The 19310-nt window shown below is 43.1% G+C and carries 15 protein-coding genes; 4 read left to right on the top strand and 11 right to left on the bottom strand.

Annotated elements, in window-relative coordinates; genetic code table 11:
• Nucleotides 1-159: 159 nt before the first annotated feature.
• Nucleotides 160-1230 (bottom strand): EamA family transporter, encoded by a 1071-nt coding sequence (locus HWQ58_RS01985; RefSeq protein ID WP_292857085.1) that lies wholly within the window; start codon nt 1228-1230, stop codon nt 160-162.
• 126 nt (nt 1231-1356) lie between these two features.
• On the opposite strand from HWQ58_RS01985, the gene HWQ58_RS01980 reads away from it, so the two are divergent.
• Nucleotides 1357-1494 (top strand): hypothetical protein, encoded by a 138-nt coding sequence (locus HWQ58_RS01980; RefSeq protein WP_292857049.1) that lies wholly within the window; start codon nt 1357-1359, stop codon nt 1492-1494.
• A 47-nt stretch (nt 1495-1541) separates the two neighbouring features.
• Nucleotides 1542-2882 (top strand): cytochrome P450, encoded by a 1341-nt coding sequence (locus HWQ58_RS01975; protein WP_292857047.1) that lies wholly within the window; start codon nt 1542-1544, stop codon nt 2880-2882.
• Between the two features lie 305 nt (nt 2883-3187).
• On the opposite strand, the gene HWQ58_RS01970 is transcribed toward HWQ58_RS01975, so the two are convergent.
• The 6 genes from HWQ58_RS01970 to HWQ58_RS01945 form a co-directional block, all read right to left on the bottom strand.
• The gene (locus HWQ58_RS01970) at nt 3188-4456 is read right to left on the bottom strand and encodes a bifunctional sterol desaturase/short chain dehydrogenase (RefSeq protein WP_292857045.1); all 1269 of its coding nucleotides are present in this window, start codon (nt 4454-4456) and stop codon (nt 3188-3190) included.
• Between the two features lie 192 nt (nt 4457-4648).
• Nucleotides 4649-5596, bottom strand: a complete 948-nt coding sequence (locus HWQ58_RS01965) for a fatty acid desaturase family protein (RefSeq protein WP_292857043.1) — start codon at nt 5594-5596, stop codon at nt 4649-4651.
• Between the two features lie 87 nt (nt 5597-5683).
• A complete protein-coding gene (locus HWQ58_RS01960; protein WP_292857041.1) occupies nt 5684-6307 on the bottom strand; it encodes a Uma2 family endonuclease in 624 nt (207 codons plus the stop codon).
• 787 nt (nt 6308-7094) lie between these two features.
• A complete protein-coding gene (locus HWQ58_RS01955) occupies nt 7095-10448 on the bottom strand; it encodes an efflux RND transporter permease subunit (RefSeq protein ID WP_292857039.1) in 3354 nt (1117 codons plus the stop codon).
• A gap of 119 nt (nt 10449-10567) precedes the next feature.
• Nucleotides 10568-12046, bottom strand: coding sequence for an efflux RND transporter periplasmic adaptor subunit (locus HWQ58_RS01950; RefSeq protein WP_292857037.1), 1479 nt, complete (start codon nt 12044-12046; stop codon nt 10568-10570).
• Nucleotides 12047-12369: 323 nt separating this feature from the next.
• Entirely contained in the window at nt 12370-13821 is a 1452-nt protein-coding gene (locus HWQ58_RS01945; RefSeq protein WP_292857035.1) for an MFS transporter, read from the bottom strand.
• A 100-nt stretch (nt 13822-13921) separates the two neighbouring features.
• Here HWQ58_RS01945 and HWQ58_RS01940 point away from each other — a divergent pair, with 100 nt between their 5' ends.
• Nucleotides 13922-14440, top strand: a complete 519-nt coding sequence (locus HWQ58_RS01940; RefSeq protein WP_292857033.1) for a phosphoribosyltransferase — start codon at nt 13922-13924, stop codon at nt 14438-14440.
• A 48-nt stretch (nt 14441-14488) separates the two neighbouring features.
• Nucleotides 14489-14761 carry a hypothetical protein gene (locus HWQ58_RS01935; RefSeq protein WP_292857090.1) on the top strand — a complete coding sequence of 91 codons (273 nt, stop codon included), beginning with the start codon at nt 14489-14491 and terminating at the stop codon, nt 14759-14761.
• Between the two features lie 245 nt (nt 14762-15006).
• On the opposite strand, the gene HWQ58_RS01930 is transcribed toward HWQ58_RS01935, so the two are convergent.
• From HWQ58_RS01930 to HWQ58_RS01915, 4 genes are all read right to left on the bottom strand, one after another.
• Complete coding sequence (locus HWQ58_RS01930; protein WP_292857031.1) at nt 15007-15702, bottom strand: hypothetical protein; 696 nt, start codon at nt 15700-15702, stop codon at nt 15007-15009.
• 155 nt (nt 15703-15857) lie between these two features.
• The gene (gene topA / locus HWQ58_RS01925) at nt 15858-18023 is read right to left on the bottom strand and encodes a type I DNA topoisomerase (RefSeq protein WP_292857029.1); all 2166 of its coding nucleotides are present in this window, start codon (nt 18021-18023) and stop codon (nt 15858-15860) included.
• 157 nt (nt 18024-18180) lie between these two features.
• Complete coding sequence (locus HWQ58_RS01920) at nt 18181-18405, bottom strand: type II toxin-antitoxin system HicA family toxin (RefSeq protein WP_292857027.1); 225 nt, start codon at nt 18403-18405, stop codon at nt 18181-18183.
• Between the two features lie 2 nt (nt 18406-18407).
• Nucleotides 18408-18614, bottom strand: a complete 207-nt coding sequence (locus HWQ58_RS01915) for a type II toxin-antitoxin system HicB family antitoxin (protein WP_292857025.1) — start codon at nt 18612-18614, stop codon at nt 18408-18410.
• Nucleotides 18615-19310: the final 696 nt, after the last annotated feature.

Here is a 19310-nt window from a genome sequence, read left to right as displayed (position 1 = left end):
GGAGTTAAGAGTTAAGAGTTAAGAGTTAAGAGTTAGGAGTTTTGTTTACCCCCTTGTCCTCTTGTCCCCTTGTCCCCCTATCTCCCTCATCTCCCTCATCTCCCCACTGAATTACGAATTACGAATTACGAATTACGAATTACAAATTATTTTAACAAGTTAGGGTAATATTTTTGGTTCAGATTCTCTAACTGCTAGGCTTATAGAGTTCAATTTTTTAGCAGATGTTTCTAAAACTGGTTGCTGCTGTATATTAGCTATCTCGCCGACAGTAACTGTGTCGTTTTGTCCTGCTAAAGTATCGCGTTGGTTAATCAGATAGATGCTGATTAAAGTGAGAAATACTCCTACCCACTGCAACGGACTGAGAACTTCTGAGAGGAAAAGATTGCCGAATAGTAGCGCAAAGACGGGTGTCAGAAAGGTGAGAGAACTAAGACTCGTAAGACTGCCACTAGAGGCAAAGTAGAAGAATAACCCATAAGCGATCGCACTGCCAAATACGGTAGCATAACCCAAAGCCATGAAATCAGATCCTCCCAGATTTTCCCACTGCTGGGATTCAACGACTGATGAAATTCCCCATAGTGGCAATCCGCCCAAAATCATGTGCCATCCTGTAGCGCTTACAGGGTCAGCATGTCGGCATACAAACCGAATCAACACTGTTCCCACTGCCATTGATAGTGCTGCTAACAGCATTAACCACTCGCCACTAGCAAACAAATCTTGCCAGTTGCCGATTGTCATATTTGCGCCTGAGTCGAAAAAATGTAAAATCCACTCATTGGGTAAGCCAATTAAACTAATGCCTGTGACTCCCAAGCCTAGCCCCAGCCATCCCCAAAAACCAATCTGTTCTTGGAATAGCCACAACGACAGCAAGGCAACAGCCAAGGGTTGCGAGTCAATCATCACAGACCCTAACCCCGCACTAGTTCTGACTAATCCTTCTGCCAAAAAGCCTTGAAACAGTGTCCCATCTACTAGGGCAAATAAGGCAATCCACAGCCATGCAGCCCAACCCTTCGGCTGGGGTTTACCCATGAATGCTGCTGCAATCAGAATTAACATGCCTGCTGGTATCAGACGCACACCTGCCATGAATAGCGGTGTGGTATGGGGTATCACTCCTTTCATGGCTACCATTGCCGTCCCCCATAGGAAAAAGGGGGCGATTAACAAGAGGGGGGCGAAGGGAAGTCGAGATGCACTGAGTTTCAGTTGCATGGTTTGCTGATGCCTTTGTTTAACAAGCGCAAAAATTACTTTACCTAATTTTACCGAATTATGTAGTTTTGCGTAGACATCGCCTTTGACGGGTGCTTTGCACCATCGCATCGCGTCTTAGAGACAGTGAAACTCTCCAGCCTCGTGATTGTACAAGAAATGTTGTATGGAAAAGAATTCACATTGTTAGCCCGCGATCGCTTGCTAGATAGCTTAATAAATGCGGTCATCAGCCAGTCCCTAAATACGGTTACTCAGGCATAATGGGTGTATTTGTTTGAGATTATGAAGTGGAATCACAGGTAAATATTATGCTTAGTCAATTACCGAATTGCATTACTAGCCCTTCCTGGTGGCAATTGATCGGATGGATTGCCGATCCGATTGGATTTCAGCAAAAGTATAGTCAAGAGTATGAAGACATTTTTTCCATGCGACTGAGTGGACTCGGTTCTTATGTAATTCTTAGCCATCCCCAAGCCATTCAAGAAATTTTCAGTCAAGATTCTAAATTTGATATTGGTCGTGGGAATAAACTTGCAGAACCTTTGATTGGGCGAAATTCTCTCATGTTAATAGATGGTGCCCGCCATCGACGAGAACGAAAATTATTAATGCCCCCCTTTCATGGAGAAAAACTACAGACTTATGCTCAACAAATCTGCTTAATTACCGAGCAAATCGCCAGTCAATGGCAAATCAATCAACCTTTTGTGGCTCGGTCTGCCATGCAGAAAGTTAGTCTAGAAGTAATTTTACAAATTGTCTTTGGTTTAAGTGAAGGGGAACGCTATCAACTAATTTTACCTCTACTTACTAGTTGGTTGGATATGACTGATTCTCCTTTGCGCTCCAGTATGCTATTTTTGCCATTCTTACAACAAGATTGGGGAAAATGGACTCCTTGGGGGCAGATGAAAAGTAGACAAAGCTATATTTATGAGCTACTTCAAGCAGAAATTGAAGAGAAAAGAACAAAGAACAATCACCAGGGTGATGTTCTGAGCTTGATGATGGCAGCACGGGATGAAAATGGGCAAGCAATGACCGACGATGAATTAAAAGATGAATTGCTGACAATTTTATTTGCTGGACATGAAACTACTGCAACAACGCTAGCGTGGGCTTTCTATCAAATTCACCGAAATTCAGATGTTCTCTTAAAATTGCAGCAGGAACTCGACAGCTTGGGAGAAAATTCTAACCCGATGCAAATTGCCCAACTTCCTTACTTAAGCGCAGTTTGCCAAGAAACCCTGCGGATGTATCCAGTCCTGCCAGTGCTTTTCCCCCGCATTACCAAATCATCCATAAATATTGCAGGATACCAGTTTCCTCCTAACACAACCTTAATGCCAAGTATCTACCTCTTGCATTACCGGGAAGACTTGTATCCTAATCCTCAACAATTTAATCCCGAACGTTTTTTAGGACGCCAGTATTCCCCTTGGGAGTTCATTCCTTTTGGTGGCGGAAGTCGGCGATGTTTAGGATATGCCCTTGCTCAGTTAGAAATCAAATTAGTCCTCGCAACAGTTTTATCGAATTATCAACTTACCTTAGTAGAAAATAAACCTATTAAACTGCAACGACGTGGATTTACCCTTGCTCCGAATGGTGGAGTTCGGATGATGGCTATTAAAAAACGATAAACTTGCTTGGGAGGAACTTCCGTAGCGATCGCTTTCTCAAGTTTATCCAAATTCTGTTTCCATTTAGTCAAAGTCCCTCTCCCAAGCTTGCTATGGTGTACACACATCTTGGTAATCAAGCCCAAACCCTGGATTTACCCCCCTTAGTCCCCCCTTGTCAAGGGGGGAAATATCCGGTTCTCCCCCGATGCTTTGGGGGAGTTAGAGGGGGTGAGGAGAACTTGTGTGTACACCGTAGCCCAAGCTTGGGAGAGGGACTTAGGGTGAAAGCTCATTGATTCATGCAAGAAGTCTATTCTTTTCGACTATTGTTTGCGTAAGTCCTGTTCGCTTTTCGCTGTCCGGCTAAAGAGTCGATAGTATAGTGACGTACTAGTTTCTTTTAAGGGAAACAGCAGATAGGTGAGAGGATTTATTGCCACAATAATATTTCGGAAGTCTCGTCGGGCGAAAAACAAGATTGCACGAGCAACTTGCTGTGCAGACATCACTCCATAAGGATTAAGTTGACTCTTAAATGGGCCAAGAATTAACTTGCGAATTACACAATCCCCATCCAAACGCTTGAGGGTAACAATATCTCCTAGCGCTCTTTTGCTGAGTTCATAAAGTGGACTCAGTGCTGGAGAAACCTCAGCCTCAGAAGTGTTTACCCAGATTTCCTTGGTTGCTTTTGCTTGTGGGCCTGTTACAGTTGTCGAAAATATATCTATCAACCGCAATGCTGAAAAGGTATTCACTTCATAAGAGGAGTTGATAGCCTCCGGTGTGCGGCTAGCATAGACATTGACTCCATGATTGATAATTAAAATATCTACTTTCTCTAAACTATCCTTCAGATTGGCTTCGTTGCCCAACTGCCAGCAAACCACCTTTACCCCAACTTGCTCTACTAATTTTTCTGGATTAGTGGTTAATGCCACGACTTTAGCATTATTCTTTACAAGTTCAGCCGCCAACGCTTGCCCCAACGCTCCTGATGCTCCGGTTAAAGCGATGGTTTTACCTTTGAGAGATAGTCCTGTACCAAGAATTTTATCCACTAGGGGAAAGACGCCACTGTAGTAGGCATTAACATTATCAAAATGATGCCGCCAATGGTAAGACCGATTTACCCACCAAATAGATGGAATTGTCTCTAAAGGGCCGGGTAGGTGGTTGTAATCTGTATCAATTTTTCCTTGAAAATATCGCACAGACGCGCCATACAAAAAGGTGCAACCATAAGCTACTCCCAGCCATAACCCCTTCTGCTGAACAATTAAGGCAATGACTATCAATACCACCAGCAGTAAACTCGATTCTAAAATGTCGTGATAAAGCTGAGATTCTTGGTAAACTTTCAGGGAAACTATCGATAAATCGCGGCGATAAGCCATGTGGTGCTTGTTGTGCCATTTAGCAAGCCAATTAACTTGGTGACACAAAGCATGGTAACTGTCTCTCAAGACTTCAGCAAGTAAAAGTGAGAAAAGTGCCCAACTAGCAAACTGTAAGCTGGCATTTAGCCAAACCCAATTAATTTGTAAGCTTGTTTCAATTCCTATCAAGTTTTCAGCTAGCATTTTTATCATGTTTGTCTATACTCGTTTTTTTTAATCATTCTTCATGATCTGATAAAGGTGCGTTCAGGTCGAGTCTAGAGCAAATTAAAATCAAAGAAAATGGGGAGTGGGGACAAGGGGGATAAGGAGGAATTATTGAACAAGTCTCTCCCTTGTCTCTTCTCCATGCCCAATGCCCAATGCCCAATGCCCAATGTCCAATTACGAATTAGTTATAATATCCCAATTGACTTTCAGATATCCAGGTTCAATGTGGGTAAAGTGTTTGCTCAATTGCTGATGTGCTTTTGGTAGCGCGTGGAACGGAATTGATGCGTACAAATGATGCTCTGCATGAAATGGCATATTCCACATGAAAAATCTTACACACCAGAGTGTGAGCGTTGTGCGCGTATTGGTGAGCAGATTTGCATCAAGAGTGCAACCTGTATGTTCTGCTAGCAGAATAAAACGGAGAATTGGCTGACCGACAAGCATAGGTAGCAGCCAATAGAGGAAAAACCAAGGCTGATTAACTACAATTGAAAGAGCGATCGCACCTGCATAAATACCTAATTGCCAACGTGTAGAACGAATAACTTCGGCTCGTGCGGCTTCTGGCACAAATGGAAAATTGTCAAATTGACCAGTGGCAACTTGAAAATGCCCGTGTATTTTACCCCACCACCACGGTAAACCGCTAATTATCAACAAGTATTTGCCCAGGTTACTTGGTTTGGGATCGGTCAATTCTGGATCTTTGTCAGGAACGCGAGTGTAACGGTGATGCCATTTATGATAACGGCGAAAAAACGTGCTGTTGTAAAATGATAGCAAGCCGGAAAACCAAGCCACAGCATCATTCAAACGATTGTTAGCGAAAGCCGTTCTGTGAACGCATTCGTGCATTGGTGCAAACATCGAAGCCAGACTGAAGCCGTAGATTATCAGTGCTGCTATAGCCACCGACCAATTACCAAAGTTTGTTGCCCATAGGTAGCCACTGCAACCCATAACAGTGAGATGAAAAACTAGCTGAACTAGCCCTTTGCTGTTGGAGCGATCGTTTAGAAGACTTAATTCTTGTACACTGAGAATCTGGCAGATGTTTTGCTTGTTATCAGCTTTGTGTTCTAATAATTCAGATTGAATAATTGACTCATTAGACATAATTTTAAGTAGGTCGGCGTGAACAGTTGTGCGTGGGTTCTCTTTTAACTCCTGAATTCTAATGTAATTTTAATAGACACTCTGAATTTAGCTGACCACACCAGCGCGAAAAATTTGTTCTGCGGTTAAATTCAACTCTGGGAAAGTTGGTGATTGGATACGGTCATTACCTCGAAATTTATTAATTAGATACTCACCTTCTTCTAAACAGCAAACCAAGATAGTAGGTTGTTTTGGCTTGCCAATGAATTCTCTACCGCCCAATGCGGCATAATCAACAATCCAATATTCAGGAATTCCCATTTCCTCATAATCAGCGTATTTTTTATGGTAATCATCACGCCAATTAGTACTCACTACCTCCACCACTAAAGGAATGGATGCAGCTTGGCTTACAGTAGATGCTTTTTTCCATAGAGGTTCATTTATTAAATTAGGCTGATTTAGTATAAGGACATCTGGTGAATAAGCTGATTCGTTTTCAAGTGGTTTGACGAATACTGTTTTTGGGATGAAATAAGGAAGATTTAAACGACTATATTCTAAAGTGATTTTTGTGGCTAAAAATCCTGTAACCTCTTCGTGGTCGCCTGTTGGTTGTGCCATCTCAACAATTACTCCATTATGGAGTTCATAATGTCGTTGTGGGTTGTCTGGGTACTGAGCAATAAATTCATCGAATGTAACTAGTTTGCGTAAGACTTGAGTCATGGTTTTATTCCTCAAAGCAAAACTGATATCGCAATCTTAAATCAATTGTGACAAAAAAGTTCCCCGACTTTTTTGATCCTCGCGATCGCACCAAGCACCCAACCCAGGCGATCGCAATTATAGTAAAGTTAAGCAAGTTAAAAATTCACTTTTGCCTTCACGTTTCGGTGTTTTGCGCAGTCTGTAGCAGCTTCCGTCTTCCCTGTAGGAACTTCTGCCTTCACGTTTGGGTGTTTTGCGCAGTCTGTAGCAGCTTCCGCCTTGAGAATAGCTACGAGTATTAAATAGCTGGAGGTATTCGTAAAAGCGATGTCTACGACGGGCTACGCCTACGCAAACACAGGTTTCAAAAAATATAAGTAAGTGGGCTTTGCTAACCAAAATTACCTTATACCAATCCAATTAATGATTGCAACACATCTTTGGGTAAAGAGGCGATGAATCGCGTCTCTACAGATGGTCTATTTGTTGCATTCTTTTTTCAAATTGGTATTACTTGTAAACAAAATTTTTGGATGAAATATTCTGTTCATATCAAAAGCCCCCTACAGCTTTAGAATTAACTTGTAGAGAGCTTTTGTTAGTTTGTAAATGGGTTGTGAGGATAGAACTAGGTGGGAAATGCCCTAAGACTAGTTGCGAGCAGCTTCTTCGATTTTCTTGCGAAGGCTAAGTGGAAGCAAATATTTAATAAAGGCTTAATAAAAAATCCTATTTTTCCCAGAATGAATCGTTTCAACACGACTGAACAAATGAACCAAGCGTTATTTGTTCAGTCGGGGGAACGTCATATTGACTGTTTTCGCCAACTGCGTTTTTTGAGCTTTGTTTGCCAAGACTCCATGTAGGTATAGAAAACGGGTGTTAAATAAAGTGTGAGAAACTGTGAGAACACTAACCCCCCAACTACAGCTAAACCAAGGGGACGGCGTGTGTCTGCTCCGGCTCCCAAACCAAGGGCGATGGGTAGCGTACCCATGAGCGCTGCCATTGTCGTCATCATAATTGGGCGGAACCTCACCAAGCAGGCTTCATAGATAGCATCATAAGGAGTTTTACCGTTTTGACGGGCAACGATCGCAAAGTCAACCATCATGATCCCGTTTTTCTTTACAATGCCAACTAGCAGGATAATGCCTACGAAGGCGTAAATATTCAAGTCAACTTGAAACAGCAATAGGGTCAGTATTGCCCCAAATCCAGCCGAGGGTAAACTAGAAAGGATTGTCAGTGGATGAATGAAGTTCTCGTAGAGAATCCCCAGCACGATATAAATCACCAAGATGGCAACTAGCAGTAGTAATCCTAAACCCTGAATTGAAGATTGAAACGCCTGCGCTGAACCTTGGAAACCTGTACTAATAGTAGGTGGCAGGGTTTGACGGGCGAGTTCCTCAATTTTGCCAGTGACGTTACCAAGTGATACTCCTGGCTTGAGGTTAAAGGAGAAGGTAACAGAAGCAAGCTGCCCTTTGTGGTTAATAGTCAACGGTCCTACATCTTTGCTCAAGGTAGCTACAGCGTTAAGAGGTACAAGTTGTCCACTAGGGGCACGAACTGAGAGTAAATCTAGAGCGTTGGCATTTTGCTGATATTTTGGTTCCACGCCCATAATTACTTGATACTGGCTATCAGGGGCGTAGATGGTGGAAACTTGACGAGTACCATAAGCATTACTCAGAGCAGTTTCGATCTGATTGGCGGTCAAACCTAGAGCTGAAGCTTGGTCGCGGTTGATGTCTACTTTTACTTGCGGATTTTTGATTTGCAAATCGCTGTTGACATCTTGTAAATCCGAGAGCGAACGCAATTTCTCTTCTAAAGCTGGAGCATACTGGTAAAGTTCCTGAATATTGGGAGTTTGCAGAGTAAATTGATACTGCGCTTTTGTCTGTTGTCCACCGACATTGATGGCTGGGGGATTTTGTAAGAAAACCTTGATTCCAGGCACAACTAACAACTTCGGTCGGAGTTCCTGCACAACTTGATCAGCACTGAGATGGCGCTCATGGCGCGGTTTGAGTTCGATTAAAATTCGTCCAGCGTTGGCGGAAGCATTTGGCCCGCCAGCCCCGACGCTGGAGTTGACAGAATCGACATTTGGATCACGGTAAGCGATCGCCGCTACAGCCTGTTGATGTTTTACCATCTCATCAAAGGATATATCTTCTGATGCCTGAGTAGTTGCCGTGATTTGTCCGACATCTGCGTTGGGAACAAACCCTTTAGGCACAATTATAAATAGATACACTGTTGCTACAAGAATCGCTCCCGAAATCACCATCGTTGTGCGGTGATACTTGAGTGATTTTTTCAAACTCCAATCGTATCCGCCCAATATCACATTAAAAATGTTTTCTGAAAAGTTGTAGAGACGACGGTTAAAGTTTTGGATTTTGGATTTTGGGTCGCACCTTTGGTGCGCTGACAGCGCAACTTGGATTTTGGATTGGGAATTAAGAATTTCTTCCTCATCTCCCACACTATGGGAAGCTAAAGCTACATCTCCCTCAGTCTCTTTATTCAATTTTGAATTTTGAATTTTGAATTTTGAATTGATTTCTCCCTCACCCTCTTGTTCATGATGAGGTGGACTTAAAAATCTCGAACACAGCATTGGCGTTAAGCTGAGGGAAATTACGCCAGATACCAAGATTGCAACGCTGATGGTAACGGCAAACTCACGGAATAATCGCCCCAGAATGCCTTCCATGAACAGTATCGGGATAAATACTGCTACTAAAGAAATGGTCATAGATAAAATTGTGAAACCAATTTCTTTAGAACCATTTAGGGCTGCTTCCATGCGGCTTTCACCCATTTCCATGTGGCGGACAATGTTCTCCAGCATGACTACGGCATCATCTACCACGAAACCTACTGAAAGGGTCAACGCCATCAGCGATAGGTTATCCAGGGAGAAGCCTAGCAACACCATAACCCCAAAAGTCGCTATTATCGAAAGCGGTACTGCCAAACTGGGAATGACTGTTGCCGAGATATTGCGGAGAAACAGAAAGATTACCAGCACCACCAGAGCGATGGTGAGCAACAGCGTAAATTGTACATCATCCACCGACTCGCGAATTGATTGGGAGCGATCGTAGAGAATATCCATGTTCACAGCCGCCGGAATCTGTGTCCGAAAGGTGGGTAGCAGTTTCTTAATTGCATCCACTACTTGAACAGTATTAGTTCCCGGTTGGCGCTGAATTGCCAAAACGATCGCCCGCACGCCAGAATTTTGGATTTTAGATTTTGGATTTTGGATTGAGGACTTCTCTTGTGCGCCTTTACTCTCCTTTTTGACAGGAAAATACCAACTCGCAATCTTATCATTTTCCACACTGTCCAGGACTTGACCTAGTTCACCTAACTGCACTGGTGCGCCGTTTTGATAAGCCACATTTAGGGAGCGATAGCTGGCGGCATCGTTGAGTTGACCGTTTGCTTGGATGGTAGAATTCTGTTGCTTACCGTAAAGTGTGCCGGTAGGTAGATTGACATTTCCATTTGCGATCGCATCAGCTACTTCATCAATTCCTATTCCTTTTACACTCAGCGATTCGGGATCAAGCTGAATTCGTACCGCATACTTTTGAGAACCAAAAACCTGCACTTGCGCCACCCCATCCACCATTGACAGGCGTTGTGCCAGCAATGTCTCAGCATACTTGTCTACAGTTGACAGGGGCAGAATGGACGAATTCAGGGAGATATAAAGAACTGGCTGATCCGCCGGATTTACCTTTCGGTAAGACGGGGGATTAGGCATATTCGTGGGCAACTGCCTCGCTGCCTTAGAAATGGCAGACTGCACATCTTGTGCTGCCCCGTCGATATCCCGATTTAGGTCAAATTGCAGCGTAATCTGTGCACTACCCAAAGAACTGGTAGAGTTCATCGAACTCACTCCCGCGATGCTAGAAAACTGCTGCTCTAAGGGGGTTGCGACTGAGGCAGCCATTGTTTCAGGACTAGCTCCGGGCAGATTAGCTGTTACCTGGAGTGTTGGATAATCTACATTGGGTAAGTCGCTAACGGGTAGCTGTTGGTAAGCGATCAACCCAAATATCAAAATGCCAACCATAACTAGAGTCGTCATGATTGGACGCCGGATAAATAGCTCGGAAATGTTCATCGCGTTCCCTCGAATTGAGTGCTGAGTGCTGTTAGCGGATAGCTAGGGTTGAGCCAGTGCTGTTAGCGTCAGCGGGGCGTTGAGCCAGTGCTGAGTCAAGAGTGCTGAGTTAGGAGTTATTATTTCCCCTCTGCCCCTTTGCCTCCCTGCTCCCCTGCCCCTCTGCTTCCTACTTCCGGTTTCACTTGGACTGTGGCACCAGGCACAAGGTTGAATTGTCCATCAGTAACTACTTGCTCACCTGGTTTCAAGCCTTGCTTAATCACCGTTTCATTCCCAACGGTGTCGCCGACGGTAATTAAACGCATTTCTGCTGTTTTGTCAGGTTTGACTACATAGACAAACTGTCCCTGTTGTCCACTCTGTACCCCTTGAGAAGGCACAGTAATGGCATTTGGTTCTTCGCTGAGTTTGAGTACTACATTGACAAACTGCCCCGGAAACAGCCGCTCATCAGCATTGGCAAAAGTACCCTTAAGTTGAATTGTGCCTGTTTGGGTATTAACTCCACTATCAACAAAGGTAAGTTCGCCCCGTACTGGATGCCCTGCATCTTTAGGAGGTAAAGCATCAACTTTTAACTTGCCGTTATTCGCACTGTATTTTTTGATATCTGGCAGCAGTCGCTGGGGAATAGAAAAGTTGACGTAAATCGGGCGAATTTGGCTGATTGTAATCAGCGAATCATCGGCATTTGCGGCATTTGCCTTGACTAAGTTGCCTTGAGTTAGCTTCAAGCTACCCGTGCGTCCAGCAATTGGTGCGTAGATGGAACTATAAGAAAGCTGAACTTTGGCATTGTCGATCGCAGCTTCATCTGATGCTACTGCTGCCTGGGCGTTTTGGACATCTGCTTGGGCTGCCGCCACTGCTGCTTGAGCATTTGCCACACCGCCTCGATCTGCGTTCACTGTCGCCTGTTGAGCATCAGCACTGGTTTGATACTGTTCGGCCTGTTCTTTACTGATTGCCCCTTGCTTGAGCAAACTACTATAACGTTGCGCTTGTGCATCTGCATTTGTTGCCTGGGCTTTATCCTTGACTACATTCGCTTTTGCCTGGTTCACTTGAGCGATCGCTTTGAGGACATTTGCCTGTGCCTGTTTCACCTGGGCTAAATCTTTAGCTTTGGCAGCATTAGCTTGCATCAGCGCAGCTTGTAAAGGACGAGAATCAATTTTAAATAACAAGTCTCCTTTTTTAACGTTCTGCCCTTGCTGAAAATAAACACCAGTAAGCTGACCGCCAACCTGAGACTTGACAGATACTGTAGAATATGCTTCTACCGTTCCCGTCGCCGATAGCTGTATTGGAATCGTTTTTTGAGTCGCAGTAGCAACCACCACTGGCACAGCTCGTTTTTTTCCTGCTTCTTTGCCACTTGATTGGGCTTCGGAAGCATTACAGGCACTACACAAGTAGGCTAGACTTAATATAAGTAGCGAGAACCGCCCTCTTTGAATAATGCTCTGAAAACGAGGAACAGTTTCAGCAGCCAAAGACGAAGGCTTTATCGTCTGAACAGGAGCTAAACAGCGCATATCAACAATTTGGGGGAAAGGGGAAGCACAGACACATACTAGCTTGTCTTTAGACATCGCATTCTGGGCAAAATGGTTGGTTGCGATTGATTCTAATTAGATAAGCACAATATTAGTTAAACTAAACATTAGTGTACTAATAATTTATTTTTTAGCCTACCCCTTTTGGAAAGAAATTGTTTTTAAGCCGTTGCGATCTGTGACTTTATTTATCTTTGATCTATGTGCCTCAGAGGGGAAGCCTACTGACGGCGAAGCAACCTAATATTGGCAAACTAATTCGTGCCCTGCGGCATTTTTTGGTTTTTCATAAATAAATTTAGTTGCTCTGAGACCTTTTTAGCTCTAAGGAGAATGATTTTCTAAAACCTCCTGCCCCTTTAACTCCCCCTCTTTTCTTGCCGTTCTTTGAGTTTAAGCATAATTTCCGCGTGCATCTCGCGGGTAATTGGGTAAAAATACGTTAAAATTAAGCCAAAAATCAAACAAACTGTCGGTATGGGGCCAACAGCAACGCGAATAGCAAACAGTGCCGATTCCGGTTGCATCGGTAGTGGACTTCCGGCTACAGATTCTTTGAAACCGGCTACTTGCAAAGCATTTCCTACCAAAAATAGCCCGAAAGCTAAACCAAATTTTTGTAGCAAAACCATGAAGCCATAAAAAATGCCTTCTCTGCGTTGTCCAGTTTGGAGTTCATCTAATTCAATCACATCTGGAATCATCGACCAGGGAATTAGATAAGCTGTGGATACACCAATACCAGCCATGACAGCCATCACATACATCAAAACTATTTGACCAGGTTGTAAGAAAAATAGTCCGGCGGCTGCTATAATCCACAAACTCATTCCCAGAAAATAAACAACTTTTTTGCCGATTTTTTTACTCAACGCTCCCCAGACAAATAGCATCAACAGAGCAGTTCCTTGGACTGCAATCATGACTGTGGGCACATCTGATTCTTTGAGTCCCATACAATTGACTACAAAATAGGGAATAATGCTGGCTGTTACCTGCACACCTAGCCAAGAACAAAGATATATACCAATAACAAATAAAAAAGGTCGGTTGCTGAAGACAATTTTTAACTGTTCAAAAAAGGGGAGAGATGCAGGTTCTTCAGTTTGGCTGCGTTTGGCCTCAAAAGCCAGGATGCGATCGCGGACTCCAAAAACGCACCAATATAATCCTAAAATCGAAATTACAGTAGAAACTGCTGCTAAAACAAGATATTGTTGTTGGCGATCAGCAATCAGTGAAAAAACAATTTGCGTTAAAATCAACGATAAAATGCTGCCACCAATAGAAAATGTAAAGCGATAGCTGTTAAGGCTGGTGCGTTCGTCGTAATCTTGAGTCAGTTCTGGAGTCATCGCTGTATAGGGCAAATTCACAACCGTGTAAAACGCTTGAGATATCACCCCAATGACTACGTAATACCAAAATAATGGCCAAATATTATCACTCTGATTTGCACTAAATTGCGGTACAATCCACTGCAAGAAAAAGAAAATTCCAAAGGGGATTGCTCCATAAAACATCCAAGGAAGACGACGTCCCCAACGACGAGATTTCGTTTTATCAGTCAAGAACCCGACAAACGGATCGTTTATGCCATCCCAGATTTTGCCAATCATCAAAATACTGCCAGCTAAACCCGCAGGGATACCAGCAACATTCGTGAAGAAAACCAGCAGAAAAAAGACGGAGATATTTGCAGTGATTGCTGGCCCTAAATCTCCTGCACCGTAAGCCAGCTTTGTTTTTAAGTCGAGTTTTTCACTATTAGGATCTCGTTGGGCATCGCCATCAGCAGCCGAATCATTCATAAAACTTTGCACTCATACTAAAATAAAAAGTCTGCGACGCCGAATAGCCCATCGTAGACATCGCTTTCAATACTAGCTATCTACCACTCCCGTTAGAGTTATGCCAGACCTTTATGTTTCTTGGTCAGATTATCACCAAAAAATTGAACAACTGGCTATTCAGATTTATGAATCCGGTTGGGAATTCAACCAGATTATCTGTCTTGCCAGAGGAGGACTACGAGTTGGAGATATTCTTTCCCGTATATACCAGCAGCCACTGGCAATTTTAGCAACCTCATCTTACAGTGGCACTGGTAAGCAAGAAAGAAGTAATTTAATTTTCTCCCGCTACTTGACAATGACTGCTGAAAAGTTAGGTTCGCGCATTCTCCTAGTGGATGACTTAGTAGACTCTGGGGTAACACTCCAACAGACTATACCTTGGCTCAAGCAAAATACTGATTTTCCCATTGAGGAAATTCGCACCGCCGTTCTTTGGTATAAAGCCTGTTCAGTTATAGCACCTGATTATTATGTGGATTACTTGGCTGACAACCCCTGGATTCACCAACCATTTGAACACTACGAGCAGATGAACATTGCTGAACTTGCGGCTAAAGTCAGTCAACCGTGTTGATAAATCGACATCGGGTGAAAAAGAATTGTAAAGAAGCAAAATTGTACCGTGCTTAATGATTTGTCTGTGGATGTGGCTGTGGCTTTGCAGCAGCCCTTAGAACGTATTTCGGTAGAAATGGTCTTTCGTAGCTTATATTTTTTTGATCGCGCAGATCGCACAATTCACAACTACAACTTATATCATGTCCGCCAAATTACCCATAATAAAAGAACCCCTCCCCGCAGGCTCTTAGGGGAGCAAAAGCTGCACTTTAGTTCTTTGGGGTTCCGGGTATTATACTTAATTGCACGGACATCATATTATTCCTTGGTTGGTTGAGCATCAGCGTTCTATGGGTCTTGTCAAAGCTGTTCGCCCACGACATCGACGCAACGCTGCAAGGTCGCTTGACATCTGGGCTGAGGCTTTAACTTGACACGAATGGCGAGACGCCCACCCCACAAGAAGTGGTTGAGTATTTTTTTATCTGGAAGTCTCTTAACTTTGGACTTTGGACAAAAAAGAAGTGTTCACGGATAATTTACGCGAACATCCCTTTTTGTCCAAAGTCCAATTATTTCAAATTAGGCACATTTAAAAGCTTTTTGTTTACGGTTTATCCATGCTCCCAAAGCACCGACAAGAGCAATACCGCTTGCACAGGTGGGTTCAGGAACAGAGGTAGGTATAGGTGGTAAAGCGTCCAACTCAACCAGACGAGCACCCTCGAAAGGCTGTATATCGCTTCCTTGCGTAACTTCAAGCCGCCAGGACTGTGCGGTTATGTTGCCAACAAGAGATGGGATTGTCAGATCGATATTTTCTGGGAGTGCTGCATTGTTACCAGTCTGTAGCGCATAATTGGGATTAATATTTTGGTTAGCGACAACAGTCTCAAAAACACTGTCAGAATTTGTATCAGCAAAGAGTGAAAAATTGCTCATCGCACGACGAAAACCAGAAGATTCGCCATCATTGTGGGCAAATAACCTTACACCACCAATTGTAACCGGGGAAGCAGTGGCAAACTCAATGAAGCTGATTGAGCCAAGACCACCATTACGCATAAGTGTATGACCGTCCTCAAACCCTCCACTTGTACGAAAAGCGTTAATGGGATCAATGATTGTGTCGTCATTCGTGATCACTGTGCCTTGTGTAGAATCGAATGCATCGGTAGAAACGGTGCCTGGTACAATATCTGCTTTTGCTACTTCTATAGTTGCAAGAGAAAGAACAACGCCAAAGATAGCAGATCCTAATTTTATTAAACTTTTCATCTTTGATTCCTGATAAATAAAGCAAATAGTATCATAGTTTTAATTAATAAGATTGTATAAATTGCAATATCATGTTTGAGTAAAAACCGAAAAAACCGATAGACAAGGACTAAAGTCCTGACTACAAACTTATTTAGAGATATCAGCAATGGAGTCTAACAATTCAACTCCCCAAACTTAGGACTCCACCACCCTTTTTGTGTGCTGAAATAAGCCACCTCTTTATGTTTGGTATCCTTACGCGATCGTGAGTCAGAACATCGCAACATTGTCTTACTCTGCCCCTCTTTGATATAACTGTATTCTTCCAGAGGTTTCTTACATACTGGACAGGGATATGCCGTCATCTTCACAGGAGGCTTTTGTTGATTCTCAGTCTGGACTGCTTTAGTTTGTGGTGGCTGCCAAGTTTTGTTAAAGTCGCTCCAAAATAGCACGACATTTTCACAACTTTTTGTGCATTTGAGGAAATATTTCTTTTTGACTTTACTACTCGGAATTTTGGCGAGAAAATTTTTGCATTCAGGGCATCGCGTTTTGGAAGTTTCATATTTGCGCTCAGTTATCACATTAGCTTTACCTGTTGAAGAACTCGCAACTACAGTTTTAGCTTTGGAAAGTGCTGGTATAAAGTAATCCTGATTCCAACTAGTTAAATAATGCTGCCAAGAGTTTTTTCCTTCGGAAATGGCATCAAGGGCATCTTCCATTTTCGCTGTGAATTCCGCCTCTAGTAAATCAGGCAGTGCTTTGAGCAAAAATGCATCAACTTCTAACCCTAACGCTGTCGGTTGCAGATGGTCTTTTTTCAACTCCACATAGTTTCGTTTTTTTAAGGTAGCAACAGTAGGAGCATAAGTACTTGGGCGACCAATTCCTTTACGTTCCATCAATTGCACTAATTTTGGTTCACTATAACGGGGTGGTGGCTGCGTCTGCTTCTTTTCATGTCCAGCATTCTCCAGTTTCAATGCTTGTCCCTGTTGTAATGAAGGTAAAACACTATCCTTGCTGAGATTGTTCCAGTACCGGGCATAACCGTAAAATTCAATTACTTGCCCTCTCGCTGACCACAGTAGAGAACCAGACTGAGTAATCACCAGAGTTTTACGCAATTGGGCAGCACGACACTGAGAGGCAATTGACCGTTTCCAGATCGTTACATACAGATTAAACTCATCATCAGGAAGTTCAGAGCGCAATTGAACTGAGGGGCGAAACACATCCGTTGGACGAATCGCTTCATGTGCTTCTTGAGCCGATTTGCTACTGCGATGCTTGGCGACTTGCTGTGGTACATTCTGCGGATCGTTTTGCTCCAACCATTTACGGGCGCTGGCACAAAATTCTGGACTCAGCATTACTGAGTCTGTTCGCATATATGTGATAAGCCCTGCTTCATACAGCTTTTGGGCAACAATCATAGTTTTATCAGGAGCAAACCTCAATTTTGAACCGGCTGCTTGCTGAAGGCTGGAGGTTGTAAATGGTGGAGGTGGCTGGCGACTAACGATTTTTCCTTCAAAATGAATCACCTGATGAGGATGTCGCTGTGCTTCTTCAACTAAACGTGTTGCCTCTGCTTCGGAAAGAACACGTTTAGATTCCGGTGTTTCTGGACTATTACCTACCTTCGCATCATCATGAGTTTCAGTTTCTTGTTCTGCTGTATCTTTTGCAGAATCGACCGTTCCTTTGTAAAAAGCCCGGAATCCTTCAGCATAATCTACCCAGACACTCCAGTAATCTTGGGGTACAAAAGTCAGAATTTCGTTTTCTCGCTGACAAATCAAGTGCAACGTCGCGCTTTGGACTCTGCCAACACTCTTAGCGCCGTTATTCAATGCCCAAACTAAAGGACTACCTTTATAACCTACCAACTTATCTAGGCAATCTCGGCACAACCCAGCACCGATTAAATTTTGGTTTAGCTTTTTGGGATTAGCGATCGCACTCTGCACCGCCGATGCTGTAATCTCAGTATAAATTACTCGTTTCGGTTCCCTTAAACCCAGCGTTTCTTTGAGATGCCAAGCGATTGTCTCGCCTTCCCGGTCTGGGTCAGTTGCTAAGACAACTTCATCAACCTGCCTCACCGCAGACTTGAGCTTGTGGATTGTTTCTTTCGCTCGTTGGTCACGCGGGACGTAATTGCACCGAACATTACTACCATCCATGACGAAGCCCAAGGAATCGTCCCCTTCATTGCTGAGTTCTCGGATATGACCACAACTTGCGAGAACTTTCCAATCTGAACCCAGAATTTGACTGAGTTTTTTGACTTTTCCGGGAGACTCGACTACAAGCAGGCGTTTGATCATAGCAACTGCATTCTTGATTCTAAGCAATAAACTGGCAATTGCAATCAGCGATCGCCTATCTTCGTCATCTGGATTTTCTAGAATACTGTACCAAAAAGCTTGGGAAATTGCTGAACTCAGTTTATAGGTAAATCATTTCAGCGCAATGACCACGCCATTAGATAGCGGCAATGAATTCATTAACTGTAAGTCCAGCAGTACGGATGAGACTACGTAATGTTCCTTTTGCCACCTCACGATGATCTGGAACAGATAAGGTTACTGTTTCGCCTTTCTTAACCAGGATAATGTGACTAGCACTTTGACGTGCAAACTCCCAATCGAACGATTCAAACACACGGACAACTTCACGTCCACTTAGAACCGGAAGGGCAGATGCCATGATTAAGCTGTAACCTCTACTTGATGAGTTTCCACAGTGAGCGGTAAACCAAGTTCGGCACGAACTTGAAGACAAGCTGCGATCGCGTCTTTGATATTTTCGAGGGCTTCTTCTCTTGACTGACCTTGACTAACACAACCAGGTATACTGGGGCACTCGACAATCCAAACCCCATCTTCATCACGATCAAGTATTACATTGAACTTCATACACTGTTTTTAGCAAAATAGTTGTAGTTATTTATTATTGTAACCTGCAAACATTTAACCAAAAAAGTAGCCGAGTGATCGCGTTACGTATAAAGTCAACTTTGTACTTAACACATCTCAAATTGCTATCAGTCTTTCAGTTTATCGAGTCTTTAATTAAGAAGAACGCGGAAGTAATTGAAATTATCAAAGACTCTATGAAGGCAGGGCTATTTCATTCTAAAATGTCACATTTTATGCTTAGTTGATCGGTTGTGCAGTAATAGTGAATTTCAGAGAGAACTTTGCTTTTCCCAGAGTTGTTTGGGCCTACAAATACAGTTATGGGCGTTGTGATTACTTCCTCTGAGGGTAATCTTGAGCCTCTTCCAAATTTCAGTTTGATTGTCTTTATCATTCGTCAAAAACTACGGATCGCTTGGGTTGCTTTTGTCATATATTTATATCTCTAAGAATTTATCAGAGATATCCTTACTGCTTACTGCCCTAATTGCAGAAGATACACAGACATCCCACTGAAGATTTACTCATCTTTAAGTCGATTAACAGCCAACTGTCTGCGTCAAAGCCTGCTTTAAGTAAATAGACAGTATAATTCTGTATATCTTCCAACTCATTCATTCTTAATAGTATTTTTGTATTGTTAGTTTTTTGACCCACTGGGCGGTAAAAAAATGCTGCTTTCAACGTTAAATC

This window comes from Nostoc sp. LPT, assembly GCF_017115165.1.
GTDB lineage: Bacteria > Cyanobacteriota > Cyanobacteriia > Cyanobacteriales > Nostocaceae > Nostoc.
This window is presented reverse-complemented; position numbering and strand designations above follow the sequence as displayed.